The following is a 25,762-nucleotide window of genomic DNA, read 5'->3' as shown; positions in this document are numbered from 1 at the left end:
CATTTTCTCCTAATCACGTCCAAATTCTGAAAGTTCCAGCCCTTTATTACGATCAAGCGTCATTCCAATGCTCCAACTATTTACGAAAAGTAAAAGTGGATTTCCCTTTAAGTCTTTTATTTTCTTCATATCCGAAGTACCTACGATTTTATCCAAATCCACTTCTTTATTCGCAATCCAGCGAATATGCTCATAAGGAAGATTTTCCATGCGAATCTCTACATTGTATTCATTTTCCAATCTGTATTTTAGTACATCAAACTGAAGAACACCTACAACACCTACTATGATTTCTTCCATACCAGTATTGTATTCTTGAAAAATTTGAATGGCTCCTTCTTGCGCTATCTGACTGATCCCTTTGACAAATTGTTTTCGCTTCATGGTATCCATCTGCCGTACTCTTGCAAAGTGCTCAGGCGCAAATGTAGGTATCCCTTCAAATTCAAATTTATCCGAACCAGCACATAACGTATCTCCAATGGAAAAAATACCTGGATCAAATACACCTATGATATCCCCTGCATAAGCTTCTTCTACCATCTTTCTTTCTTGTGCCATTAATTGTTGTGGTTGAGACAAACGAAGCTTTTTATTGCCTCCTTGAATATGAGTCACTTCCATTCCCGCTTCAAATTTTCCTGAGCAAATTCTCATAAAAGCAATTCTATCTCTATGCGCTTTATTCATATTTGCTTGAATTTTAAATACAAAAGCTGAAAAGTCAGAGCCAAATGGATTGATAGGACCAATATTTGAATTTCTAGGAAGTGGAGAAGACGTCATTTGAAGGAAATATTTTAAAAATATCTCCACCCCAAAATTGGTCAAAGCTGATCCGAAAAATACTGGTGACAATTTCCCTGTACTTACTAGCTCCATATCAAATTCAGCGCTCGCACCATCTAACAGTTCAACTTCATCTTGAACGGTTGCAGCAAAAGACTCACCAATGATGTCTGCAAGATTGCTATCATCGATTGATATTTCCTTTGTTTCTCCTTCTTTTGTCCCTCTTTGCGTATCAGAAAATGTTGTTACCATTTGAGTATTTCTATCATACACTCCTTTAAAATCCTTACCTGAACCAATTGGCCAATTAATAGGACAGGTTGCGATTCCAAGCTCTTTTTCAATTTCATCCAAAAGCTCAAAGGTATCTCTTGCCTCACGATCCATTTTATTAATAAAGGTAAAGATTGGGATATTTCTCATAACACATACTTTAAACAGCTTTCTCGTTTGAGCCTCTACACCTTTTGAGGCATCAATAACCATTACCGCTGAATCCGCTGCCATTAAGGTACGATACGTATCCTCTGAAAAGTCCTGATGTCCAGGTGTATCCAAAATATTGATGCAATAATTATCATAATTAAATTGTAAGACGGAGGATGTAACAGATATTCCTCTTTCTTTCTCAATTTCCATCCAGTCTGAAACAGCATGTCTTGCTGTAGCTTTTCCTTTAACCGAACCAGCCAAGTTAATTGCTCCACCATATAATAAAAATTTCTCCGTTAAGGTTGTTTTACCTGCATCTGGATGCGAAATAATCGCAAACGTTCGTCTCTTTTCAATTTCATTTTTTAAATCAGCCAATGTAAATCCTCCTAAGTCTATTCAAAAAGGCATACGCCCATCTTTATATTTCCATAACTTATTAAGTTTATACTAATACAATATCCATTGTCAAGAGGTGATATATTACCTAAAACAAGGCGTAACAAGCGCCCATTCATCACGCGCAGCAAACTCTATCAATGTAAAAATAAAAGCCATTGCTTTCTCTTAATTTTATAAAAACTTTTTCTATTTATAATAACTTTTTTGAAAAATAATAAATTATCATTGACATTGCATGAATTATTTGATATTATAGATACATATTTGAGATGTTTATTTTGATTCACATATTTTTGTAAGTCATTATTCTATATCATGATTTACAAAAGTATGTGATTTTTTATTTTCACCGAAAATATAATAAAATATTAGGAGGTATCTTTCATGAATAAAGGTACAGTAAAATGGTTTAACTCAACAAAAGGATTTGGATTTATCACAAATGCAGCAGATGGCGAAGATATATTCGTACATTTCTCTGGAATCGTTACAGATGGTTTTAAAACATTACAAGATGGTCAGGACGTGACTTTTGATATCACAAAAGGCAACAGAGGCGATCAAGCTGTTAACGTACAAATAGCTTAATAAGTCCCCAAAAAAGCTGTAACAATTGAATTGTTACAGCTTTTTTGTATGTAGGAAAGTTTTTAACTTCCCTATTATACCTTAAACTTATGCAAAGCAGACTCTCCTTTAATATCAGACCAAATCCCAAAGTAATCTGTGATTGTCTTTGCAATATCCGAAAAGCTCTCCCTTGTTCCAAGATTATTATTTTCCTTCACCTGTTTACCATAAATAATCCAAGGAGTATATTCTCTGGAATGATCGGTTGATGGAGTAAGTGGATCACAGCCATGGTCAGCTGTTATCATTAATATATCTTCTTCTCTTAACTTATCTAAAATAGCTGGAAGTCGATTATCAAAATGAGTCAGTGCCTTTGCATAGCCATCCACATCATTACGATGTCCATAGAGCATATCAAAATCAACCAGATTGATAAAACAAAGTCCTTCAAAATCCTTGTCTAAATATTCTAAAGTACGCTCGATACCTTCTTCATTATTCTTTGTATAAACATATTCTGTAATTCCTTGCCCTGCAAATATGTCATTGATTTTTCCAACCGCAATTACATCAAAATTATGATCTTTTAGATTATTTAACATCGTATCTGTTGGTGGTAATATCGAAAAATCATGACGTCTTGAAGTTCTTTTAAAATCTGGATATTCACCTTCAAAGGGTCTTGCGATTACCCTTCCAACTCCATGTTCGCCAACCAAGATTTCTCTTGCTATTTTACAGTATTCATATAAAGTTTCAATAGGAACTACCGCTTCATGAGCAGCAATCTGGAATACACTATCCGCTGATGTATAGACGATTAAATCTCCCGTTTCTACATGTTGTTTTCCATAATCTCTTATCACATCTGTACCTGAATATGGTTTGTTACAGATGATACCTCTGCCAGTTGCTTCTTGAAATTTATCTAGAATCTCTTTTGGAAAGCCTTGTGGATAGGTTGGAAGCGGCCTTTCCGATTGAATTCCAGCAATCTCCCAATGGCCTATCGTTGTATCTTTTCCCTTTGAAACTTCTGTCATTCTTGCGTAGGTCGCCTTTGGCTCGCCTACTCCTTCTCTACAATCAACACCATCTATGTTAAATAACCCTAGTCTTTGCATATTTGGCATAGAAAAAAATTCACTTGTTGATGCCGCCTTGATTGTATTACTTCCTTCATCTTGAAAGTCTATCGCATCTGGCATTTCACCGATTCCAAAACTATCTAATACAATTAAAAATACTCTTTTCATACAATAACACTTCCTTTCTAATGATTTTAAGAACTTTTTTATAACAAAGTATGAACTTCGCTCACAATAAATATTTACTCATATCATTAGTATAGCTTATTTTAGTCAATTAGTATAGCTTAGGAATAAAAATTTATATTTTTTTCGCTCTTACAAAACCTATGATTGCAAAGAATAACATCATTGCAACATTGATACTTAAAAAGGCAATCGCGCCAGAAAGTCCAACTGCTCCATCCGCAATAATCCCCACTATCTGCGGTGTAATAATCCCTCCTAGTGCCGCCATTGCAAGTAACATAGACATTCCACCTGTTGAACCTTTGATCATTTCTCCTGCATTTGCAATACCAGTTGGATAAATTCCCGCAAAGAAGAAACCAAGTCCAACAACCGCTATGCTAATTATTGTTAAATCCTTTGTTGCAATCAGCATAATAAAAAATAATACGGTAAAACTACAATTTACTAACATGATTTTATACTTCGATAATTTCTTAGAAAGATAACCAGTTGTTAGTCTTCCCAACATAATAACAATCCATGTAACGGAAACTAAATTGGTTGCATAATTGTCACTCATAATTCCGATTTCTTTAAAATAAGTTACAAACCACCCGTTTACACAGTTTTCGACTCCTAAGTAGAAAAATAACAAAAGACCACAAAAATAAAAATCTGGATTTTTCAAAAAACGATTCTCTTTAATGCCCTCTTTCTTTTCCTTCTTAATTATATTCTCATCCAAAGGAATGGTACAATACCCTATAACGGATATGGTTGATAATATGATTACTGTATAGATAATATATCTCCAGTTAAATCCTCCACTAACAAAAACTGAGGTTAAAAATGGTGCTAAAAATGCACCCATAGCAAATACCATGTGTAACAAATTCAAAGCAAATGGCGTACCATCATAATCATTGACTACCATATTGTTAATAATACTAACGGATCCTCTTCCGATTCCAAGCAAAATACAAGCAAGATACAAAATCGGAACAGGTGCTACTAAAGCAATAATAAATAAATCAATTGGTATCAATGCAGATAAAAGGATTGTTGTTTTCTTTCTTCCAATCTTTCCTGCAATATAAGGGTTAACAAAGCTTGCCAGTAGATTACCAATTGCAAAAGCAGATAAAAGTCCTCCTGCTACACTGTAGTTTAGATTTGCTTCCTTGATCAAATATGTTAATATTGAACCCAATACTAAAGCCATCATTCCGTTGGAAAAGAACGCGTAATAGCAAGGAACAAATAGTTTCATTTTTTTACTCATTTTATTTTCTCTCCTTCTTTATGCAAAAAGTGTCGCGCATATTTTGCACAACACTTTACATTATACTACATATTATCAAAAATAGAAATAGCTACTACTTTTTTATACCCAAGATGCTAAATAAAAGACATGTAGATTCATTTCATACTACCATTCATTATCTGTAATTTATTTTCTTTTATCATAAAAGTGGCTTTACATAAAGATAATGAATCGTTTGTATCCATTTCATAAAACTTTTTCACCTTTTGTATATCCAATCCAAGCGTATTATTGGGATAATTAATTGACAAACTTATTTTACCAGCCAATCCCTCAATATATCCGTTTGTTTTTACACTTAAATCACTTAATTTTACTTCTCCTCCTGTTGCTTTATTTAAAAAAGTTTCAATATCAACCATCATTTGTAGGACTTCTTTCTCCTCAATTGTCAATTGATTTGTATCCTCACTAGCACATATATAATTTTCCCATAGAATCTTAGTAAAATTTTTTTCAATTATTTCACTAATTCTATTTAAATCTTCCCTATTTGTATTTCCTGATACCATTACTTTACCATCTTGCCCTACTTGAACCAATATTTCATTTGAAACTTCAATACCCTCATTCTCAAGTATTTCAAAAAACTGTTTTGATATAGTTGTATTTAGATTTTTAATCGCCCTTGCCTGATCGTATTCTGATGCATTCGCATAAATTTGAATTAGTTTAGATTCTAAATCGGTTAGTTCTTCTTCATTAATGAATTTATCTAAAAGCTTTTTCAGATTATTCTCATTAATACTTTCACCTTCTTTGCACACTTGCTGCATCTGACTCTCGTGTAATTCATTTAACTTTTCTTCATATATTTTCTGATATTTTTCTTCAATCGCTATTAAAGCTTCTTTTTCTTGTGTATAATCCTTACCATAATGTAGTTTTTTCCTAAATTCACTTAAATATTTTTGTTTTTCTTGATTTTGCAAATATGCCCCATTACTTTGGCTGGCAGGTTTTGTAGAAAATGATATGTGATAATCTTCGTTCACATTTACGTTATCTTGTGATACTACTTTTACATAAAATTCCGTCGAGTTATTCCAATTTGGTACTATTATACGTTTTCCGCCATTTTCATTTTCAGTGCCTATTCCAACTTGATTTCCGTTTTCATCATATAAAATTATTTCATAATTACAATCTTTAGGAATATTATCTAACGTTATAATAATATCCTTATTATACTGTTCAATCATATTCAAATTTCGATATGAAGCAACGCTAAATTTAAAATAATCAACATCATTTATATCTGATAAATTACCTTTTAGATATCCTCCTTCATATTCAATCAATGAAGATAAATCCAATTTTCTTCCAATGAAATCTGTTCCTATGTATTGATTGCTTTTTCCAAAAAAATCATTTATAATTTTTTGATTTTCTTCAATTATTCTATTTGTATTCACCTGATTTTTAAATTCATAACCAATTAATTGAGCCGGTATACTTTCTACTTTCATTCATTTTCTCCCTAATATACTAATCTTTATGAACTGTTACATTTAATATATCGAAAATTATTCGTATTTTTAAATAGACAATACATAAATTGACCATTTGAGGCATAAAACGACTATTAATCCAAAAAAGATGATTTTATGTGGTGAAATGTAATCCGACTTTCCCGTTTTGTAAACGAGTTTCACATTTTGTAATCAACCTTCAAAATTTGTAATCGAAATTCCACAATTGTTATGACTTTCCCGTTTTTCTGTTGCTTTTCATGGTATAATCTCTGGTAACAGGATAATTTTGGCGCACAAAAACCGGACGTCACTTTTGGCTTACAAATTTTGTACTCCGAAATTCACGTCTGCTGGTATCTGTTTTTTTCGTTCCAGCCAGTGGTTTCTTCTTCCGATTATCTTGCTACTTTTTTAAAAGACCCGGCGTTAAATTGATGCTGTTGGCGTCAACCTCGTGGCATCCTAATTTATCAGCCAGGTCTTTTCCATAATAAAAACAGAATGCTTCATACGGACTTTTCCCATTCAGTTTCTTTCTTCTATAGGAATTGATATGATCCATCATCCGATTGATTTCTTCCTGCGTCAATTCATCAAAACTTTTTCCCTTTGGCAATACCCTTCTTATGAATTCATGCCCTACCTCTATTTCCGCTTTCTGATAGGGGGCACTTGGATTGCAGTAATAGATTCTGGTTCTTTGGAATCCTTTTCCATCTGGACCATACTCGATACTCTTGGGATTAGAAAATTCACTTCCGTTGTCTGTCAAAATGATCGGAAACAACTTTCGAAATTCTTGTCCTCCCAGCCAATTATATAGCTCATCATAAATATCAATTACTGACTTAGAGGTATTGGAATCTCTTAGGAATGCAAGCATCAAGGACGTTTCTACAAAGAATACCGTAAGCAGAACCTTTCCACCTTTGCTTCCTATCACAGAATCCATCTGGGTCACTGCCGTATCAGGATGCTGCTCCAGATACACTTCATAATCATGATAGTTTCTTCCAACTCGACAGCCTCTGTCTACCTTTAGTTCTGGTTTTTTATAACGTGGACGATACTTTACTTTCCGTGGGAGATCAATGTTCCTCACATCAAACAGACTTCCGTCTATGTAATTGTATAAAGTCTTTTCACTGCACATCAGCTCATCCTTATTATTTAAATAAATCTGATGTATGGACTGTCCTTGTTTAATCAACGGAACCAGGATTTCATTCAGTCTGGCAATTTCTCCTTCCGTGGAAAGAATTCCACTTCTTGATTGTGCAATCTTTTTCGATGCCTGACGATGGGCTTCCAATGCGTCATAGATTGTCTTCGTCAATGTACACTTTTTCACTTCACTACATCCATTACATACATAGGGCGCTTTAAATCTACTGGTACACACTTCTTCCTCAAACTGTACGCAATACCTGTTGCACAGACGCTCACACTGTCTGCATGTGGTTACCATTGGATACTTACATTTATTGGTTCCACACACTTTTTTTCGCTTACATCCTTTTCGATACTTGCATACATTATGGAGATAGACTGAATATCCACTCCATTGCTCTACTGCATAGTTGCGAACTTCTTTTGTAATCGTAGTTCTGTCGCGCAAAAGCTCCTTGCCTATCTCGGTAAAAGTCATATCCTCCTTCAGTCCACTTTCAATCTGTAAACGATCTTCATATGATAAAAACTTAGCCATAGTGTCTCCTTTCCCACTGGCTAAGTTCAATATATCACAAAAGGCAGGGACTGCGCCCTGCCTTTTTGTAACACGAATTTCTCTATGCTATTTTCAAATATTTGTACCTATCTTTCCCTTTCACACGGGAATGTTATTTTACAATTGAGGATGGTCTTATGTTTTTTTACACAAAACCATCGTATCATAAAAGGTCTAGTAATCAATTTTATCTAAGATTCCACTCATATATGCAATCGTAATCCCATAATTTGTCATTGGCACGTTTTGTTTTTTCGCCTGTTTGACACGACTTAGCATATATCTTCGATTAAACATACAAGAACCGCATTGTATAATCAAATCATACCCAGACAAATCCTTTGGAAAATCAACTCCGCTTACAATTTGAATATCAATTGCATCACCTACACGTTTACGAAGCATTCTTGGAATCTTTTCCCTACCAATATCCTCTGCCAACGGTGCATGCGTACACGCTTCTGCTATTAAAACCTTAGAATTTTCTGTCAATTTAGAAAAAGCATTCGCACTTTCTACATAATAATCAATGTCTCCTTTGTACCTGGCAAACAAAACTGAAAAGGAAGTCAAGCGGCTTTCCTTTGGTTTTTTTTCATATACCGTTTGAAATACTTGCGAATCCGTAATGATTAATGCAGGAGGCTTAGATAGTGCCTGTAACGATTCCTCCAATCTATCGGTGGTGGCAGACAAAACAATACATTTTAAGTCTAGTAAATCACGCAAGGTTTGTACTTGTGGCAATATAAGTCGTCCTTTTGGAGCTTGCATATCTTGCGGCATGACAAGCAATACAATATCACCCTCATTAACCAAATGACCAACAATACTATTTGCCTCATAATCCTCTGGAACATTTCTTCTTAATTCCTCTAACAAATCCTCCATTCCGATACGTTTTTGACAGCTTATAAGTATCGGTGCTCTTTTCGTGATTTGCTGTGCCACATCCTTGACCTCTTCTAGATTTTCAAGAATATCTACTTTGTTTACCACTGGAATAAAAGGAATCTTTGCCTTGTTTAGTTTTTCCACCCACACTTTTTCCATCGAACAGACTGTATCGGTAAATACTACAATGGCAATATCCGTCTTTGTAAGTGCATGATTGGTTCGTTCGATTCTTTTATTTCCCAGTTCTCCTTCATCATCAAATCCTGCCGTATCAATAAAAACACAAGGCCCAATTCCACTAATCTCCATTGTTTTATATACAGGATCTGTTGTAGTACCTGCAATTTCGGAAACAAGTGCAATGTCTTGACTTGTAATTGCATTAATCAAAGAAGATTTCCCGCTGTTTCGCTTACCATATATTCCTATATGAAGCTGGTTTGATCTTGGTGTATTGGTTAGACTCATATATTCCTCCTTTAGAATCGAAAATCTCTCTTTCCTTGTTTCATTTCTTCCAAATGCTTTCTTGTTATATCCTTCACTTTTTCGTTTTGAATGTGATTGACTTGCTCTTGAATCACTTGATTACCCTTTACCTTCGTATCTTCACTTGCATAATCTTCCAGATATTCGTTTAACGTCATAAGTGCATTTGGTTGACAGCAATTTGCAATCTGCCCTGATTTGGCAAGCTGCATAAATCGATCTCCCGTTCGTCCTTCTCGGTAACAGGCCGTGCAAAAGCTTGGGATATATCCAAGTCCCAACAACCAATTTACAACCTCATCCAGTGTTCTGGTATCACTTACTTCAAATTGAGAAGAATTCTCCTCCTCGCTTTCTTCCTTGGCATAGCCTCCAACGCTGGTTTTAGAACCTCCACTTATCTGTGAAACCCCAAGGGCAAGTACTTTTTCTCTCGTGCTTCTAGATTCTCTTGTCGATATTATCATTCCTGCGTATGGTACTGCAATACGAATAACTGCTACAATCTTTTCAAACAATTCATCCGATATCGCATCTTTGTAATCCTCTGGATTTACATCATCTGCTGGTCTGATACGGGGTACGCTTATGGTATGTGGACCAACTCCTTTTGCTGCCTCCAAATGCTCGGCATGCATAAGCAGTCCCGTAAAATCATATTTGTATCGATTGAGTCCAAATAAAACACCAATACCTACATCATCGATTCCACCCTCCATCGCTCGATCCATCGCTTCTGTATGATAGGCGTAATCATGCTTTGGTCCAGTTGGATGAAGCATTTCATAATTTTCTTTATGATACGTCTCCTGAAATAAAATATAAGTACCAATACCTGCCTCTTTTAATTTGCGGTAATTCTCAACACTAGTCGCCGCAATGTTTACATTCACACGTCTTATCTCTCCATTTTTATGCTTAATATCATAGATGGTTTTGATACTTTCAAGAACATATTCAATGGGATTATTCACAGGGTCTTCTCCTGTTTCAAGTGCAAGTCTTTTATGCCCCATATCTTGCAGTGCAATTACTTCACTCCTTATTTCTTCCTGTGTAAGCTTTTTCCTTCGAATCGTTTTGTTTTTTAGATGATATGGACAGTAAACACAACCATTCACACAATAATTGGATAAATAAAGTGGTGCAAACATGACGATACGTTCACCATAGATGCGTTGCTTGATTTCTTTGGCTAATGCATATATCTTTTGGTTCAACTCCTCAATATCACATTCAAGCAAAAGCAATGCTTCTTTGTGAGTTAGCCCTTTATAGTTATGGGCTTTTTGAATAATTTGCTCAATAAGTCCACGATTGTGTTTATTTTCTTCTGCAAATTGAATGGTTTCTATTATTTCTTCATGATTTATAAATTCTTCTGCTTTTGATGATGTTACATCATACATACAAATCCCCTTTTCTACTTTACATATTATCATTTTGCTTTTATCGTATTATAAAGCCTTACAATCGCCTCGCTCGGTCACAATGTGATAACCGATACGTTCAATGCGTTGATTCAAACATTGCCTGCATTGTGCCGCCTCATCGCCAGTACATATTTTATTGTCATAAAGCATATATTTTTTCCGTACACTTACGGGTGAAAGATTTGGCATAAGTACGTTAGCACCTGCCAAGATCCCCTTTTCTCTTCCCATCTTATCAAGCGTACCAAGTGCAGTAGTAGCTGGAATTAAAATGTTTGGAAGCATAAGTCGTATGATAGCAATTAAGTTCAATGTCAAGGAAACTAACCCATTCTCATAATCCTTAAAGGGTGTGTCCTTATGAGAAATAAACGGTCCAATTCCTACCATATGAGGTGATAGTTCTTTGATAAAGACTAAATCTTTAGCAAGGTTTTCTATTGTTTGAAAAGGAGATCCAACCATGAATCCACACCCTACTTGATAACCAATCTCTTTTAGCTGATAAAGACATTCTTTTCTTGTTCTTAAGGATAGGTTAGATGGATGAAGTTTTTCATAATGAAGTTCATCTGCCGTCTCATGTCGTAGTAAATACCTGTCTGCTCCTGCATCATAGAATCTTTTATATGCTTCATAGCTTCTCTCTCCAATAGACAGTGTCAAAGCACAATCGCTATATTCCTTCTTGATTGCCCAAATGATATCCTCTATCTTATCGTCTGTAAAAAACCCGTCTTCTCCACCTTGCAATACAAAGGTACGAAAACCAAGCTCATACCCTTCCTTGCAACAGGCAAGAATCTCTTCTTTTGTAAGTCGATAGCGCATTGCATTCGAATTACTTTTTCGTATACCACAGTAATAGCAATCATTTTTGCAAAAGTTGGTATACTCAATTAGTCCCCTAACATAAACATCTTTCCCATAATATTCAATCGCTTTTTGCTTGGCTAACTCTCTTAAATACTGTTCGTCTTCTTCATTTAACTGTTCTAGCAAACGAATGTAATCCTTTTTTTCAAGCTGCCTTTTGCTTGCCAATTGCTCAATTAGTTCTCTCATATTCCTCCGCCTGCCTTTATACCAATGCAGTCTTATCTGTTTTGTTATATATCACCTTTGCTGACAAACCTTTTAGTCTTCCGATTTTTCCAGACAATGCACTTATTACATCTGCTGGTGCATCAATTGCTATGCTTATTAAAGATAAATCCTTTTTGTGATAGGGAATTCCCATTCTACCAATGATATAATCTCCATATTGACTTAGCAAAGCATTGAGTTTATCAACGGATTCATTATGTTCTACCATAATCCCAATTAAAGCCACTCTTGTCTCCATCAATCAATTCTCCTTTTAACAAATTCACATCTTTTATATTGTGCGTTGATACCAGTAATGTTTTATCGCCTTTTTTCTTCAATATATACGCTGCTGTTATTTCTTTTGTTTTTTCGTCTAGCCCCGCAAAGGGTTCATCCATAATAACAAAGGGTGCATCAAAGTTCATTGCTCTTATAATAGCGACTCTTCGTTGCATTCCAAGACTTAGCTCCTTTGCAGACTTGTAAATCGATTCTTTCGGTAAAAGAGATAAGAGTTCTTTTTCCTCCCACTCTTCTCCTTTAGAAAGCGAGCCAAATAAAAATGCATTATTAAGCGTACTATATTCTTCTAATAATCGTGGTTCTTGAAACACGGCACAAATGTCTGACTTTTTTACACCTATTAATTCTCCTTCATCTGGTCGAATCAGTCCCAGTAGTATGTGAAAAAAGGTTGTCTTTCCACATCCAGATGGACCCATCAAGCAATAAACTCTCCCCCTTTTCAAATGCAAATTGATACGATTTAATACCATTTTCCCTTCATATGCTTTTGATAAATCCTTAATCTGTATATCTTTGGCTGTGATGAATTCTTTTTCGTTATTCATACGCTTTTTAAAGTATTTGCTGGAAACAGGTATCTTACTTACTTTTTTTATCCATTGTAAGACCAGCTTTTCCATCACATAACTTACGAATATAATTACAAGCGTCCAAGCAAATACCCCTGCTGTATTTAGATGAATCTTTGACATATATAGATTTTCACCAAAGGAAAACTTAGGAGTTCCAATTACTTCCGCAGCCACTCCTGATTTAAAGCTCATTCCAATGGATATCTCTATACTACTGATTAAAAAAGGGTTCAAACTTGGCAAGTAAATATAGAATAACCTTCTACCACGACTCATTTGAAATACCTGCGCCATTTCAATACTTTTTTTATCTGCATTTGATAATCCCATAATCGTATTTAGATATATGTTAGGAAATACCACCAAAAATGAAATATATATGGATAGGTTCTTTGAACCTGCCCAAATAAGTAGTAAAACAACAAAAGATGCAATTGGTATGGTTTTTAATAATGTTACAATCGGTGCCATGAACTCTTTTATAAAAGGTTTAAAAAAAGAAATTGCACCAAGCAACATACCGCTACTCATTCCAAGTAAAAAACCAGTCATGATTCGAAAGAGTGAAAAAACTACCGATTTGTAAAAGTCTAATTCTTTCAGTTCCTTACTAAGCTCCTTTAAGACGTCGATTGGGCCTGCTAATAAAACTTCATTTTGTATTAGTAAAGCCCCTACTTGCCATAGCATTATCCAAAAAAGAAAGATAACAAACTTTCGTATTTGCTCTTTTTTATTTTTCATTTGGAATATAGTAAAACTCTTCATTTGGAAGCACTCCTCCAACCGATTCTGCATTTTGATCAAATAACACCTGCAAATATCCCTCTAATGCCGTTTTTGCCTCTATTCCATCGATATAAGTAATATTACAAAATGGTATGGCCGCTTCAGCAATCGCCGCCTTTTCAATAATTCCAGACTTTTCAACCAAAAGTGATGCGTCTTTTGGGTTCTCATTTACATACTTTGCGCTTTCTTGATGATCTTTCATAAAGTTTAAAACTGCTTTTTCATTGTTTTGTAAAAATTCATTTCTTACTACCGTTACCCCAGTTACAAGTAAACTTCCCTTATCCCCTTGAATCTTATTCCATTCCTCGTTCATATCTATAACCATAGATAATTTATCGTTTTTGGCTAGTGTAGCCGTTACAAATGGTTGTGGTAACAGTCCGATTGCATTTTCCTCTTTTTCCAAAATTGCTGCAACCTCTGTTGGTTCTGATTTATATTCCAATGTTACTTCTTCTTTGATGCCTGCTTGGCTAAGCAGATATTGTAACACATAATCTGGTGTCGTTCCTTTCCCCGTTAGATATACAGTCTTTCCCTTTAGACTTAATAACGAATCCACCGTTTGATCCGAAGATACCATGTATAGGACTCCTAGCGTATTAATATCTAGAACTGATACTTTACCTTGTGTTTTCTGATATAGAATACTAGCAACATTGCCTGGAACCAAAGCAATATCTAGTTCACCTTTTATCATCAATGGCAATAACGTATCGGCAGATGTCTCCATGGTAAATGTATAGTCATTTGTTAATTTATTACTTTCAGCTTGTTCCATCATACGCATGAGACCAATTGAGGTAGGTCCTTTTAAAGAACCCACACGAACAGTTGCACTCTCTTTTGTATCCTTCCCACAACCATAAAGTGCAAAAAGACAGACTACAATAAAAACACACCCTATTTTTCTCCAACTACTTATTGATTTTTTTTGCTCCATATTAAATCTCCTCCATTTTAAAACTTTTTCTGCCTCCAAAACAAATTCAAAGACATCGCGTAAAACCTCTTTTCACCTCAATTCTTTCATAAAAATTTTAGTTACATTAGCAATCACTTTCTAAATGATACAAAAAAACGCCTTATACAAGTATAAGGCGCACGAAATCCTGCTTAAATCAATGTTATGTCATGGCCTTTTTTCGCAGAACATAAATCTTTGAAATCAGAATAATAACGATAAATTCACAAACAGAACGTATCTTTTTTGTTCATTTCTTTTATTATATTCTATGCCTTTACATAACGCAATCCTTTTTTGTTAATTTTATAACGATTTCACGATATCAGTTTAGCCATGCATAATAAAATAAACGTAGACCGAAAAAGAGCCTAAAAATGCTAACATTTTCAGACTCTTTCAATATAAAAATGAAAAGGGGATAATAAGCTAATTTATTCCTTTACACCACCAAGAGCAACTCCGGCAATAATATACTTTGATAATGCAAAGTATACAATGAATAAAGGAAGTACTGTTAGTAATAGTCCTACATAAATTACTCCATAATCAGAACGAAATTGTTCACTTCTAAGTACCTGTACGAACATAGGAAGTGTATATTTGGTTGATGAAGACAGAATAATCGATGGTGTATACAAATTATTCCAGGATGCAATAAAGGCAAATATTGCCTGAGTCGCCAAAGCTGGCTTCATTAGTGGCGTAGCAATCGTGTTAAAAGTATAGAATTCGCCCGAACCATCAATTCTTGCTGCATCAATAATTTCAAGAGGCAAGGCTGTCTTCATGTATTGTCTCATGAAAAATACAGTGGACGGTGCTGCAACAGCGGGTATAATAAGCGGCAAATACGAATCGTTTAGTCCAATTTGTATCATGAATTTATAAAATCCAATGATTGAAACTTGCGTCGGTATCATCATAATTCCAAGGATGAAGGACCAAGCAATCCTTCTAAGCTTAAAGTTATATACATATACACCATATGCTGTCATACTTGAAAAATATACTGTAAACAAGGTTGCAGGAACAGAAATACATAAACTATTTAACATGGCTTTCATCACTGGCGTTCCAACACCTGCTGATAATGATCCTAACTTACTTATATTGGTAAAGAACATAGTTCCAGGAATCAAAGATAATCCCTGCTGTATGGCTGCACTTGGTCTTGTTGCATTAATAATCATAATATAAAAAGGAAATATACTCATGATACATAACAAGATACAAATAATATTTCTAAAAAGTTTTTGTCTTTTAATATTTTTACTTAAACTTTCTAATTGTTCATTTTCACTTTTTTTAGATTCTTTTACTTCAATTACTTGAGAACTCATGCTTATACTCCTTTCCTTGATTTTCTTTGTCTTCTATCTTCTTTTTCGCCCAGTACAAAGAAGAAGAACAAGCTTATTATTAATGTCACTAAAAATAATACAACAGATGCAGCTCCCGCTTTACCAAAATCCTTACTTGTTAACGTAAGCTTTCTAATGTACATTGTAATGGTAGTAGAAGCGAAATCAGGAAGTCCATCTCCACCTTGATTTACATTGAAAAGAGAAGGAATATCATACATTTGTAATCCCCCGATAGCGGATGTTACTAGCACGAATAATGTAATTGGCTTTAATAAAGGTAGTGTTATATGGTAAAATATCTGTTTGCTATTTGCGCCATCTACTCTAGATGCTTCATACAAGCTAGGATTAATTCCAAGAATACCAGCAATCAGAACAATCATTGTATTTCCATACCACATCCAAAATTGAATGAATGCTATTAAAATCTGAGTTGGAAGCTTATGTACCATAAAATCATAATTTCCAGGAATCGCTCCCATATTTTTCAAAAGCTGTGTCATTGGTCCATTAATACTAAACAGGGAATAGAATAATACTGCCAAAGATGCTGCCGTAATAATATTTGGCATAAACATAGTCACCTTAAAGGCGCCTTGCCCCTTTAACTTTACTCTAGTGTCTGTAAACCATGATGCCAACAATAAGGACAATAAAATCTGAGGTACAAAGTTTAACATCCACATAAAAATAGTATTCCCTAATGCTTTAAACGTGAAGGTATCAAAGAGAACTGCCCCCTCCTTACCTGTCGTTATGAATGCATTAACAATATTTTTGAAACCGATAAAATTAGGCCCGATTTCCTTTAACCCCTTCGAGTAATACTCCATAAAACTCATCCATATTGTATATACCAACGGCCAAAGTTGAAAAATTGCATATACAATAAAAAAAGGAGCAATAAACAAGTAACCATACCTGCCATATTCTACTGTTTTTCTCTTTTTTCCCATGTTACTTTTTTGACTAATGTCAGCCATATTTCTTTTCACTCCTTACCCTTTTAATATTTTAGCTATTTTATAGTTCCAAATTCTAGGACTATATTCTTCATTTGGTACTATAAAATAGTTAAAACATATCCATATGGTTTTGTCATTGCCGATACGTTTTCGCATCGGCACGCAAAACACTTTGTAACTACATCATCATCTTGTTACTTTTTCTTTATATGAATCCCCACATATAATAATTATTCTGCTGTTAAATATGGATATAAATCTACCACATATGCTTTAAAATCTTTGACTGCAGTATCTTTATCCTTATTTCCATTTACATACGCATTTGTTTGATCATCAAACGCATTCGTAATATAGAAATCTTCTCCGCACATAGCTGGAAGTTCAATTTTTTCTGCAAGTGGTGAAAAGTATCCTAAGAAATCCTGTCCGCCAAGGAAATCATAATTACCAACACCTTCTGCACTTAAAGCAGCAATTGCTTCTTTGTTATTTACATAATCAAGAGAACCTTTACAAATTTTCTTCATCATTTCCGTGTCACAAGTAGCTGCTTTCATAATCTTACCTGCAAGTTCTTTATCTGAACATCCTGCTGTTGCACCAAGCCATGTTCCACCCCAGTAATATGACTGTGGTCCTGCTGTCATAGCCCAATCACCATAAGTTCCTTCTCCAACTTTTTCGCCACCACTATTTGCTTTTAATGTCCAGTGTAAGAACCAAGTACATCCCATATAAGCAAATGTGTTATCGCTTTTAACATTAGCAGCCCATTCATCACTCCACTGTGCTGTTCCATTTGTTAAACCAGCATCTTGTAATGCTTTTGCATAATCCATGTAATTTAGCATAGTATCTTCTACCGTTAATACACTATTTGCATCATACCAAGCATTTTCTCTTGATGCCTGATATACACGTTTTACATCGTCAACACCTGAAAATAGTTTTGTTTCTCCATTGGAATCTGCAAGAATCTTTTTACCCGTTTCAAGCATTGTATCCCAATCTTTAAAGAATTCTTGAACTTTATCTGGGTCTGATGTTCCTAAATACTTTTCAGCTAAGCTTCTACGATACATCATAGCACCTGGTGTTGCCTGCCATGATAATCCTTTTACTTTTCCATCTACAGTAGCTGCATCAATGGTATATTGATACATATTCTTCATATCTGCCTCAGTAATACCAAGGTCTGATACTGGAAGTGTATAATCACTATCTGTATATTTCATGATGTAATCCATTTCCATAGCAATCATGTCTGGATATTGAGGATTCGTTGGATCTTCAAGCAATGCATCAATTTTTGTCTGATAATAATCAGAGCCACCTGTATTAACATATACAATTCGTTTTGCATCTTCTGGATATACTTCTTGGAAATACTTAATAACATTGTTCATTACATCAGCATTCCAACAATAAACATAAAACGCATCCTCAGCATCTGGATTACCAATAATCTCATTTTCTGGTATTTCTTCTTCTGTTTCAGCTGTTGCTGTATCAGTTTCTGTTGTTGCATCTGTTGATTTATTTGTTGTAGCATCTGTTGGAGTTGAACTTGTACCACACCCCGCGAGTGAAATTGTTGTCATTGCTGTAGCTAATGCTAACGCCAACATTTTTTTCTTCATATCATGTTTCCTCCCTTATTTCATTAATGTTATATTGTTGTACAGCTAATTTTATTTAACTGGTACTACCCATTTGTTTTACCGATTCACCCTTTATAACTTCACCTTCTACAACGACTCTTTCAATAACTGCAGCCTTTGGCTTTTCTATCAAATGAATCAGCTTTTGTGCGGCTAACCTTCCAAGACTTTTCGTATCTTGCTTTAGCGTAGTAAGCTTTGGATCTAATACTTGCGAAAGTCTTAAACCGTCATAACCTACAATAGAAATGTCATCTGGAATTTTAAGTCCTCTTTCTTTAATGACATTAATACCACCAATACTAGAAAAATCATCTGGATAAATAATACATGTAGGGCATTCTTTTAAGTTTAATAATTCTCTTGTAAGTATTGCAGAAGACTCTGTATCATGATAAATGCCTTCTTTCACATAGTCATCTGGGACTGATATCCCCAAACTGTCTAATGTTTTGTAAAAGCTCCCAACACGATTTTGTGTTACCGCAGAATCTGCACCATGAATGTATGCAATTTTTCTATGCCCCATTTCGTAAATATAAGTAATTAAATCTTTCATACCTTTGATGTTGTCTGATATGACAGCAATTCGATTATTAAAGGTATAGTCAATGGTAACAACTGGCAAGTCACTTCTTACTAACTCAAGAACTTCCGGATCATGAAAATCAACACAAGCTATGACTACCCCATCAACTCCCCTATATTTGCTGTGTTCCAAATATGACATGGAACTATGCGCCTTATTACGATTAATAAAAGTAATATCGTAACCAGATTGTTCTGCTGTTACTTTGAAACTATCTAACACATGGGAAAAATATTCATGTGTTAAACCACTTTGCGCCTCGTCTACAAATAATACTCCTATATTATAGGTTCTATTTGTCTTCAAAGCTCTTGCCGATGAGTTTGGAAAATATCCCATTTCTTTAGCCGTCTTTCTAATAAGCTCTTTTGTGTTTTCTCCTATATCGCTATGATCATTTAATGCCTTGCTGACTGTCGCCACTGATACCCCGCATTTTAGGGATATGTCTTTCATAGATACCATTTGTATTTCCTCCAATTAAAAATGTCGGTTTTACAATAACAAAAGCTTAAATTTCTTATGTATTGTTTTGTTTATTATACTAAGTATTATGCCTTTTAAACAGGATATTTTTTAACTTAATCGTTTTCGTAATTACAATATACAACATATTCTATACTTTTGCAAGTATATTTTTAACTTTTTTGTTAATAATATCTTGTTTATCGTTGTAGTTTTTAGTAAAAGAATGATTTTGTATACTATTTTGTGTATATTTTGTTATAAAGTATATTTAATTACGAATACCTTTTCGGTATTTTTTTTTAAATTTAAATGTATTATATTGCAGAATTTTCTTACAAATGTATTGATTTATATAATGATATGGACTATACTAATGTCACTAGATACTTATTTGATTTTACTTAATCGTTTTCTAATGTAACTTTAATCGTAATATGATTCATTTATAGAACTAGAATCTATCTATGATTCATAGTACATGGTTGAAACTTCTTTACTTATTGACTTCAACCTACTTTTCTAGAACTATTTAGAATGGAGATATAATATGAAATTTGGATTTTTTGATGATAACGAGAAGGAATATGTGATAACAACACCTAAAACTCCACTTCCATGGATTAATTATTTAGGCTCAAATGACTTCTTTTCTCTTTATTCAAACACCAGTGGAGGCTACAGTTTTTATAAAGATGCAAAACTACTACGCCTTACCCGTTACCGTTACAATAATATACCAACTGATAATGGCGGTAAGTATTTCTACATAAACGAAAATGGTACGATATGGAATCCTGGTTGGCAACCAGTAAAAGCAGAACTTGATTCCTATGAATGTCGACATGGTCTTGGCTATAGCAAAATTACATCTTCAAAGAATCAGTTAGAAGCAAGTGTTACAGCCTTTGTTCCACTAAATGATAATTGTGAAATCAACCAACTGATACTTACAAATCATTCCAATGAAAAGAAAACGTTTTCGCTTTTTTCCTATATTGAGTTTTGTCTGTGGAATGCCGTGGATGACATGACAAATTTTCAAAGAAACTTAAGTATTGGTGAAGTTGAAGTTGAAGATAGTGTTATTTATCACAAGACTGAGTATAGAGAACGAAGAAATCACTATGCGTATTTTTCTGCTAATGAAAAACCAGATGGCTTTGATACCAGTCGTGATGCATTCCTTGGTTCATATCGTGGGATTGATCATCCGCAAGTGGTAGAACAAAATACTTCCTCAAATTCCATTGCAAGTGGTTGGAGTCCGATTGCTTCACATTATTTTAATTTGACTTTGGAGCCTGGTGAATCAAAAGGCATTGTCTTTGTATTAGGGTATATCGAGAATAAAGAAGAAGAAAAATGGGAAAGTCCTGGAATTATTAATAAAGCACCTGCAAAAACAGTAATTGAACGCTATTTTACGGATGAAAAAGTAACAACTGCTCTACACGAATTAAAGGAATACTGGAAACATCTTCTTTCTAACTATAGCGTAGAAAGTAAGGAACCGAAATTAAACCGCATGGTAAACATATGGAATCAATATCAATGTATGGTTACCTTTAACATGTCTCGTTCTGCTTCTTACTTCGAGTCAGGAACTGGACGTGGCATGGGATTTCGTGATTCTTGCCAAGATTTACTTGGATTTGTTCATTTAATTCCAGATAGAGCAAGAGAACGTATTCTTGATATTGCTTCTACTCAGTTTGAAGACGGAAGTGCTTATCATCAATATCAACCTCTTACAAAAAAGGGTAATCTAGATATTGGAAGTGGTTTTAATGATGATCCACTTTGGCTCATTGCCTGTGTATCGGCATACATAAAAGAAACAGGTGATTTTTCAATTTTAGCTGAACTTGTTCCGTTTGATAATGATAAGACAAATAGCGCCACTTTATTTGAACATTTAAAACGTTCTTTGAATTATACCATAACACATTTAGGCCCTCATAAGCTTCCTTTAATTGGTCGTGCAGATTGGAATGACTGTTTGAATTTAAACTGCTTTTCTAAAGAACCTGGAGAGTCATTTCAGACCACAGGCCCATCAGAAGGTCCAATTGCTGAATCTGTTTTCATTGCTGGAATGTTTGTAAAGTATGGAAAAGAATATGCTTCTATTTGTCATGAACTTGGCGATTACGACGAAGAAAAACGAGCACTTTTGGCTGTGGATGAAATGTATGATGCTGTACTTCAAAGTGGTTGGGATGGCGATTGGTTTCTCCGAGCATATGACGCGGCAAGTGAAAAAGTGGGTTCCAAAGAATGTAGTGAAGGTCAAATTTTTATTGAGCCACAAGGTTTTTGTGTACTGGCTGGAATCGGTGTTAAGGAAGGTCTTGCTCAAAAGGCACTGGATTCCGTTAAAGAGCGTTTAGATACCAAATATGGGATTATGCTTTTACAACCAGCTTATACCAAGTATTATTTGAACCTGGGTGAAATCTCTTCTTATCCTCCTGGTTACAAAGAAAATGCAGGTATCTTTTGTCACAACAACCCATGGGTTTCCATAGCAGAAACTGTAATTGGACGTGGAGATCGAGCTTTTGAAATTTATAAAAAAACCTGCCCTGCATACCTAGAAGATATCAGTGAGATTCACCGTACCGAGCCATATGTATATTCACAGATGATTGCAGGTGCGGATGCAGCCTTTCATGGAGAAGCTAAAAATAGTTGGCTTACAGGAACCGCAGCTTGGACTTTTGTAAATGTATCTCAGTTTATCTTGGGAATCAAACCTGATTACAAAGGCTTAATCGTAGATCCATGTGTACCATCTAATTTTGGTAATTATACTGTAAAAAGAGTATTTCGAGATGCAGAGTATTTTATTACGGTTAAAAACCTTGATTCTGTTCAAAAGGGTGTTAAAAAAATCATTGTCGATGGGGTTGAGATAGAAGGCAATTTAATTCCATTTGAAGAGGGTAAAACGACTTATCAGGTCACAGTTTTTATGGGATAAGTGTTTCTTTTAAAAAAGAGTGTGAAACATTTGTATTTGATTCACACTCTTTTATTCATATATACTACTCTCCTTCTTTATCAATACAATCTCATTAGTATCCAAAGGATTTTCCTATTATAATTACTTTAATTCTATCTTTTTCGAACTGTCCTGTTATCGTCACGAAGTCGTTACAAATACGATTTGGACTCTTACAATCCACACAGGTACCTATTTTCGTACAAGGAGTATCTTTATTTAATCTTTTTGCATCTAAGGGAGCCGCATAATTTCTGACTCTTTTTTGTGCCTCTTCTAGATTGGCTACTAATTTATTGATACCTACTACTACAATAACTTGTTTAGGGCCGTATAACATTGGGGCTACTCTGCTTCCATTTCCATCAATGTTAAAAAGATATCCATCCTCTGTCAAGGCATTCGAACTACACATAAAGGTATCTGCTGAAAAGTTTTGTATATATATTTTCCTTTTCTCTTCTCTTGTCAATCCTTCCTTGTATTTGTCCAAAAAATGAAATTTATTTTGACGAAGATATCTAAGAACACCAGTATCTTTTAGTGTAACAGAATCACCAACCCCGATTATGGAATCCTCTTTTATAAATTCACTTAATTTACTCAATAATTCTGCTTCATCTTCTACATATATTCCCATCATATTATGTAGTTCTAAATTCTTTATTGTTCTTTCCACTTGTTTTTCTCGATACCATAAAATATTCTCATCCATAGTTAAGCCTTTCTATTCCCTTTCAATCTATTTTACATAAAATACAGTGAAACATCAAATGATATTTATCCCAAATACGTTAAAAGGAATATCTTAACGATATTCCTTTTAACAGTTGGGTTTAAACTTTAAATTCACTTACTGCATTCATTAGTTCTTCTGCCATACGCGCTAGTTCAGTCGCTGATTTTGATATTTCTTCTGATACACTGGTTTGCTCTTCTGTTGCAGCAGTGATTTCTTCCATATCGGCACTGGTTTCTTCAATAATAGTTGACATTTTTTCTACTGCGTGTGTGACTGAATTACTTGAATCCTTTACTGTTTCAACAAAGGTAACAACTTCATGCATTCCATCAACCAACTCATGTACCGTATCCGCAATTTCCTCAAAGGCAGATTTTGATTCTTGAACAGTCATAATTCCATTTTGTACAAGTTCTGTTTCCGTATGCATTAATTTATTTGCTGATTCAATACTTTCTGTTATTCTATCAATAAGCTGTGAGATTCCTTTTGCTGATTCCTGAGACTGGGAAGCTAACTTTCCTATTTCATCTGCTACCACTCCAAATCCCTTTCCATTTTCTCCAGCTCTTGCAGCTTCTATGGAAGCATTCAAAGATAATAAATTCGTTTCATCAGCAATTGCTGTGATAAGATTATTGATTTCTCCTATTTCGGCTGATTGGCGTAAAAGTTCGATCATAACAGATTCAATCTTTTCCGTCTGTGTCTTTATCTGTTCCATTCCGCCAATTGCAAATTCAATTTTTTCTTCTCCAACCTTTGCCTTTTGGTTTACCAATCCAGCCTCTTTTGCCATATCAACGATTTTAGTAACAGAATCTGAAAGCATTTCACTCATCTCTTGTGCCATATGATTAATTGTCTCAGCATATTCTGTTTGGTTTTGAGAACTTGAACTCATCTCTTCCATTCTGTGAGATATACTTTCTGCTGAAGACGTTGTTTCCTCTGAAGCACTTGATAACTCCTGACTGGAACTTGATAATTGTTCTGCTATTTCCGAAATATTATAAATTAAATTTCGAATGGTACGTATCATCACGCTTAGACTTCTTGACATCTGTCCAAGTTCATCCCCTTCTGAGGATTGATAGACATTGCACTCTTTACAGATGTCAAGCTTTGCCAACGCATCAGCCTGTACTTCATCATTACATAATGTCTTAGGGATTTCCCAACATTTTAAGTTTTCATTCTCATAAGCTGGACATTCTGTCTTCCCACAATTCTTAACTTCCCAACACTTCTTTAAATTTGCTTCATTGATCTCTACCGTCATATCTCCACGGGTAACGACGCCCATTACCTTTTGAACATTTTTAATTCTACCAATCATTAAGTATGAGTTAAATGCTGTTGCAAGGGAAGCCAAAACCAATACAATAAAGCCAATAATGAGTGCTTCTTCAAGCATCAATCTTACTTGTGACAAATATTCTGATTGAACCGCATTGATGGAAAGTGACCAGCTTTCAACTGGCATATATAGATTCATCTTCTTCATACCCTCATAGGTATAAATTAACTTTCCAGCTTTCCCTTCTTGCATCTTAGGTAATTCTGCAGTTAGTTCTGGAACTCCTGCATCTACAAGATTTGTATTAATCAATTCTGCTTTTGGATGATATATAAAGGTTCCATTTTCATCAATAAGAAATGCATAACCACTTTCTTCTACTTTGATATCACCTAGAACTGCTTTGATGTAGTCAACCTTCATAGTTGTAGCAAGTACACCAATAACTTTACCATTTTCCTCCACAGGAACACTTGTTACTTCTATTACATTTCCTGTTGATTTTGAAACAAGTATTTCACTATGTGCCACGTTACCATTCATACTTTCCTTGAAATAACTTCGATCAGATAAATTATTCGTAGCTGCCTCCTTAGTATTTGAATCATACATCACTTGACCCGTACTATCTATCAGTAATATATTCTCCAAAAACTCTGAATTTACTTTTAAACCTTCTGTTAACTTGTCAAACTTATCCGAATCGCCACCTTTTAATACATCGGCGGCATCTGTTGATCTACTCAATATTTGAAGCTGTTGTTCTTGACTTTTTCTAACATTTTCAATTTCATCTTTTGCATCTTCTAATTTTAAATATATTTGCTGTTCTACTTGTTCCGTTATTTTTTCAGCACTCAGTCGATATAAAACCGTAACGATACTTACAATTAAAATAATAACGATAACTAAATTAATTAAAACATTTTTAAATAGCAAACTATTTCCTTTTGACTTTTGTTCGGATTTCATGAAATGCCCCTCTCTCAAAATATTTTTGCTTACTATAGTCTCAAAAATTACTTTTATTATATAACAAGGTGTCGATTTAAGCAAATGTAAATAGCATAATTTGAGCTTTTTTTACAAATTTTTTATAATTTGGTAACATAACATGTTATCCGTTTCATTG

The 25,762-nt window shown here is 34.5% G+C and carries 19 protein-coding genes; 2 read left to right on the top strand and 17 right to left on the bottom strand.

The window, feature by feature from the left end:
- Positions 1-9: 9 nt before the first annotated feature.
- Positions 10-1,602 carry a peptide chain release factor 3 gene (locus tag F7O84_RS03510; RefSeq protein ID WP_151142005.1) on the bottom strand — a complete coding sequence of 531 codons (1,593 nt, stop codon included), beginning with the start codon at positions 1,600-1,602 and terminating at the stop codon, positions 10-12.
- Between the two features lie 408 nt (positions 1,603-2,010).
- On the opposite strand from F7O84_RS03510, the gene F7O84_RS03505 reads away from it, so the two are divergent.
- Complete coding sequence (locus F7O84_RS03505) at positions 2,011-2,214, top strand: cold-shock protein (protein ID WP_151142003.1); 204 nt, start codon at positions 2,011-2,013, stop codon at positions 2,212-2,214.
- A gap of 74 nt (positions 2,215-2,288) precedes the next feature.
- On the opposite strand, the gene F7O84_RS03500 is transcribed toward F7O84_RS03505, so the two are convergent.
- The 14 genes from F7O84_RS03500 to F7O84_RS03435 form a co-directional block, all read right to left on the bottom strand.
- Positions 2,289-3,455: a phosphopentomutase gene (locus F7O84_RS03500; protein WP_151142001.1), complete on the bottom strand. Its 1,167-nt coding sequence runs from the start codon at positions 3,453-3,455 to the stop codon at positions 2,289-2,291.
- Positions 3,456-3,588: 133 nt separating this feature from the next.
- Positions 3,589-4,740, bottom strand: a complete 1,152-nt coding sequence (locus tag F7O84_RS03495) for an MFS transporter (protein WP_151141999.1) — start codon at positions 4,738-4,740, stop codon at positions 3,589-3,591.
- A 137-nt stretch (positions 4,741-4,877) separates the two neighbouring features.
- Positions 4,878-6,251, bottom strand: coding sequence for a prepilin peptidase dependent protein A (locus F7O84_RS03490; protein ID WP_151141997.1), 1,374 nt, complete (start codon positions 6,249-6,251; stop codon positions 4,878-4,880).
- Between the two features lie 409 nt (positions 6,252-6,660).
- A complete protein-coding gene (locus tag F7O84_RS03485) occupies positions 6,661-7,965 on the bottom strand; it encodes an IS30 family transposase (protein ID WP_151141995.1) in 1,305 nt (434 codons plus the stop codon).
- 195 nt (positions 7,966-8,160) lie between these two features.
- Positions 8,161-9,351 (bottom strand): [FeFe] hydrogenase H-cluster maturation GTPase HydF, encoded by a 1,191-nt coding sequence (gene hydF, locus F7O84_RS03480; RefSeq protein ID WP_151141993.1) that lies wholly within the window; start codon positions 9,349-9,351, stop codon positions 8,161-8,163.
- An 11-nt stretch (positions 9,352-9,362) separates the two neighbouring features.
- Positions 9,363-10,781: a [FeFe] hydrogenase H-cluster radical SAM maturase HydG gene (hydG, locus tag F7O84_RS03475; RefSeq protein WP_151141991.1), complete on the bottom strand. Its 1,419-nt coding sequence runs from the start codon at positions 10,779-10,781 to the stop codon at positions 9,363-9,365.
- Positions 10,782-10,829: 48 nt separating this feature from the next.
- A complete protein-coding gene (gene hydE, locus F7O84_RS03470) occupies positions 10,830-11,870 on the bottom strand; it encodes a [FeFe] hydrogenase H-cluster radical SAM maturase HydE (RefSeq protein ID WP_151141989.1) in 1,041 nt (346 codons plus the stop codon).
- Positions 11,871-11,886: 16 nt separating this feature from the next.
- Positions 11,887-12,150 (bottom strand): TM1266 family iron-only hydrogenase system putative regulator, encoded by a 264-nt coding sequence (locus tag F7O84_RS03465; RefSeq protein ID WP_151141987.1) that lies wholly within the window; start codon positions 12,148-12,150, stop codon positions 11,887-11,889.
- On the bottom strand, positions 12,107-13,516 hold the full coding sequence (locus F7O84_RS18920) for an ATP-binding cassette domain-containing protein (protein WP_192451642.1): 1,410 nt from the start codon (positions 13,514-13,516) through the stop codon (positions 12,107-12,109). The genes F7O84_RS03465 and F7O84_RS18920 overlap by 44 nt, the downstream gene beginning before the upstream one ends.
- On the bottom strand, positions 13,506-14,510 hold the full coding sequence (locus F7O84_RS03455) for an ABC transporter substrate-binding protein (protein ID WP_151141985.1): 1,005 nt from the start codon (positions 14,508-14,510) through the stop codon (positions 13,506-13,508). The genes F7O84_RS18920 and F7O84_RS03455 overlap by 11 nt, the downstream gene beginning before the upstream one ends.
- Positions 14,511-14,965: 455 nt before the next feature.
- Positions 14,966-15,874: a carbohydrate ABC transporter permease gene (locus F7O84_RS03450; protein WP_151141983.1), complete on the bottom strand. Its 909-nt coding sequence runs from the start codon at positions 15,872-15,874 to the stop codon at positions 14,966-14,968.
- 2 nt (positions 15,875-15,876) lie between these two features.
- Positions 15,877-16,881: a carbohydrate ABC transporter permease gene (locus F7O84_RS03445; RefSeq protein ID WP_243140793.1), complete on the bottom strand. Its 1,005-nt coding sequence runs from the start codon at positions 16,879-16,881 to the stop codon at positions 15,877-15,879.
- 212 nt (positions 16,882-17,093) lie between these two features.
- Positions 17,094-18,506 (bottom strand): ABC transporter substrate-binding protein, encoded by a 1,413-nt coding sequence (locus F7O84_RS03440; RefSeq protein ID WP_151141981.1) that lies wholly within the window; start codon positions 18,504-18,506, stop codon positions 17,094-17,096.
- Between the two features lie 55 nt (positions 18,507-18,561).
- The gene (locus F7O84_RS03435) at positions 18,562-19,581 is read right to left on the bottom strand and encodes a LacI family DNA-binding transcriptional regulator (RefSeq protein WP_151141979.1); all 1,020 of its coding nucleotides are present in this window, start codon (positions 19,579-19,581) and stop codon (positions 18,562-18,564) included.
- A 550-nt stretch (positions 19,582-20,131) separates the two neighbouring features.
- On the opposite strand from F7O84_RS03435, the gene F7O84_RS03430 reads away from it, so the two are divergent.
- Positions 20,132-22,567 carry a glycoside hydrolase family 94 protein gene (locus F7O84_RS03430; protein WP_151141977.1) on the top strand — a complete coding sequence of 812 codons (2,436 nt, stop codon included), beginning with the start codon at positions 20,132-20,134 and terminating at the stop codon, positions 22,565-22,567.
- A 94-nt stretch (positions 22,568-22,661) separates the two neighbouring features.
- Here the strand turns inward: F7O84_RS03430 and F7O84_RS03425 are convergent, their stop codons facing one another.
- Positions 22,662-23,303 (bottom strand): lactate utilization protein, encoded by a 642-nt coding sequence (locus tag F7O84_RS03425; protein WP_151141975.1) that lies wholly within the window; start codon positions 23,301-23,303, stop codon positions 22,662-22,664.
- 121 nt (positions 23,304-23,424) lie between these two features.
- A complete protein-coding gene (locus tag F7O84_RS03420) occupies positions 23,425-25,602 on the bottom strand; it encodes a methyl-accepting chemotaxis protein (RefSeq protein ID WP_151141973.1) in 2,178 nt (725 codons plus the stop codon).
- Positions 25,603-25,762: the final 160 nt, after the last annotated feature.

Source organism: Candidatus Galacturonatibacter soehngenii, assembly GCF_008830185.1.
GTDB lineage: Bacteria > Bacillota > Clostridia > Lachnospirales > Lachnospiraceae > Lachnotalea > Lachnotalea soehngenii.
Note: the sequence above shows the minus strand (reverse complement) of the source record. Positions and strands in the feature narration are given on the sequence as shown.

Coding starts and splice junctions, on each gene's coding strand:
- F7O84_RS03455 (WP_151141985.1), bottom strand. CDS start 14,510: ATGGAGCAAAAAAAATCAATAAGTAGTTGGAGAAAAATAGGGTGTGTT.
- F7O84_RS03465 (WP_151141987.1), bottom strand. CDS start 12,150: ATGGAGACAAGAGTGGCTTTAATTGGGATTATGGTAGAACATAATGAA.
- F7O84_RS03420 (WP_151141973.1), bottom strand. CDS start 25,602: ATGAAATCCGAACAAAAGTCAAAAGGAAATAGTTTGCTATTTAAAAAT.
- F7O84_RS03490 (WP_151141997.1), bottom strand. CDS start 6,251: ATGAAAGTAGAAAGTATACCGGCTCAATTAATTGGTTATGAATTTAAA.
- F7O84_RS03440 (WP_151141981.1), bottom strand. CDS start 18,506: ATGAAGAAAAAAATGTTGGCGTTAGCATTAGCTACAGCAATGACAACA.
- F7O84_RS03505 (WP_151142003.1), top strand. CDS start 2,011: ATGAATAAAGGTACAGTAAAATGGTTTAACTCAACAAAAGGATTTGGA.
- F7O84_RS03430 (WP_151141977.1), top strand. CDS start 20,132: ATGAAATTTGGATTTTTTGATGATAACGAGAAGGAATATGTGATAACA.
- hydG (WP_151141991.1), bottom strand. CDS start 10,781: ATGTATGATGTAACATCATCAAAAGCAGAAGAATTTATAAATCATGAA.
- hydE (WP_151141989.1), bottom strand. CDS start 11,870: ATGAGAGAACTAATTGAGCAATTGGCAAGCAAAAGGCAGCTTGAAAAA.
- F7O84_RS03425 (WP_151141975.1), bottom strand. CDS start 23,303: ATGGATGAGAATATTTTATGGTATCGAGAAAAACAAGTGGAAAGAACA.
- F7O84_RS03450 (WP_151141983.1), bottom strand. CDS start 15,874: ATGAGTTCTCAAGTAATTGAAGTAAAAGAATCTAAAAAAAGTGAAAAT.
- hydF (WP_151141993.1), bottom strand. CDS start 9,351: ATGAGTCTAACCAATACACCAAGATCAAACCAGCTTCATATAGGAATA.
- F7O84_RS03445 (WP_243140793.1), bottom strand. CDS start 16,881: ATGGCTGACATTAGTCAAAAAAGTAACATGGGAAAAAAGAGAAAAACA.
- F7O84_RS03485 (WP_151141995.1), bottom strand. CDS start 7,965: ATGGCTAAGTTTTTATCATATGAAGATCGTTTACAGATTGAAAGTGGA.
- F7O84_RS03500 (WP_151142001.1), bottom strand. CDS start 3,455: ATGAAAAGAGTATTTTTAATTGTATTAGATAGTTTTGGAATCGGTGAA.
- F7O84_RS18920 (WP_192451642.1), bottom strand. CDS start 13,516: ATGAAAAATAAAAAAGAGCAAATACGAAAGTTTGTTATCTTTCTTTTT.
- F7O84_RS03495 (WP_151141999.1), bottom strand. CDS start 4,740: ATGAGTAAAAAAATGAAACTATTTGTTCCTTGCTATTACGCGTTCTTT.
- F7O84_RS03435 (WP_151141979.1), bottom strand. CDS start 19,581: ATGGTATCTATGAAAGACATATCCCTAAAATGCGGGGTATCAGTGGCG.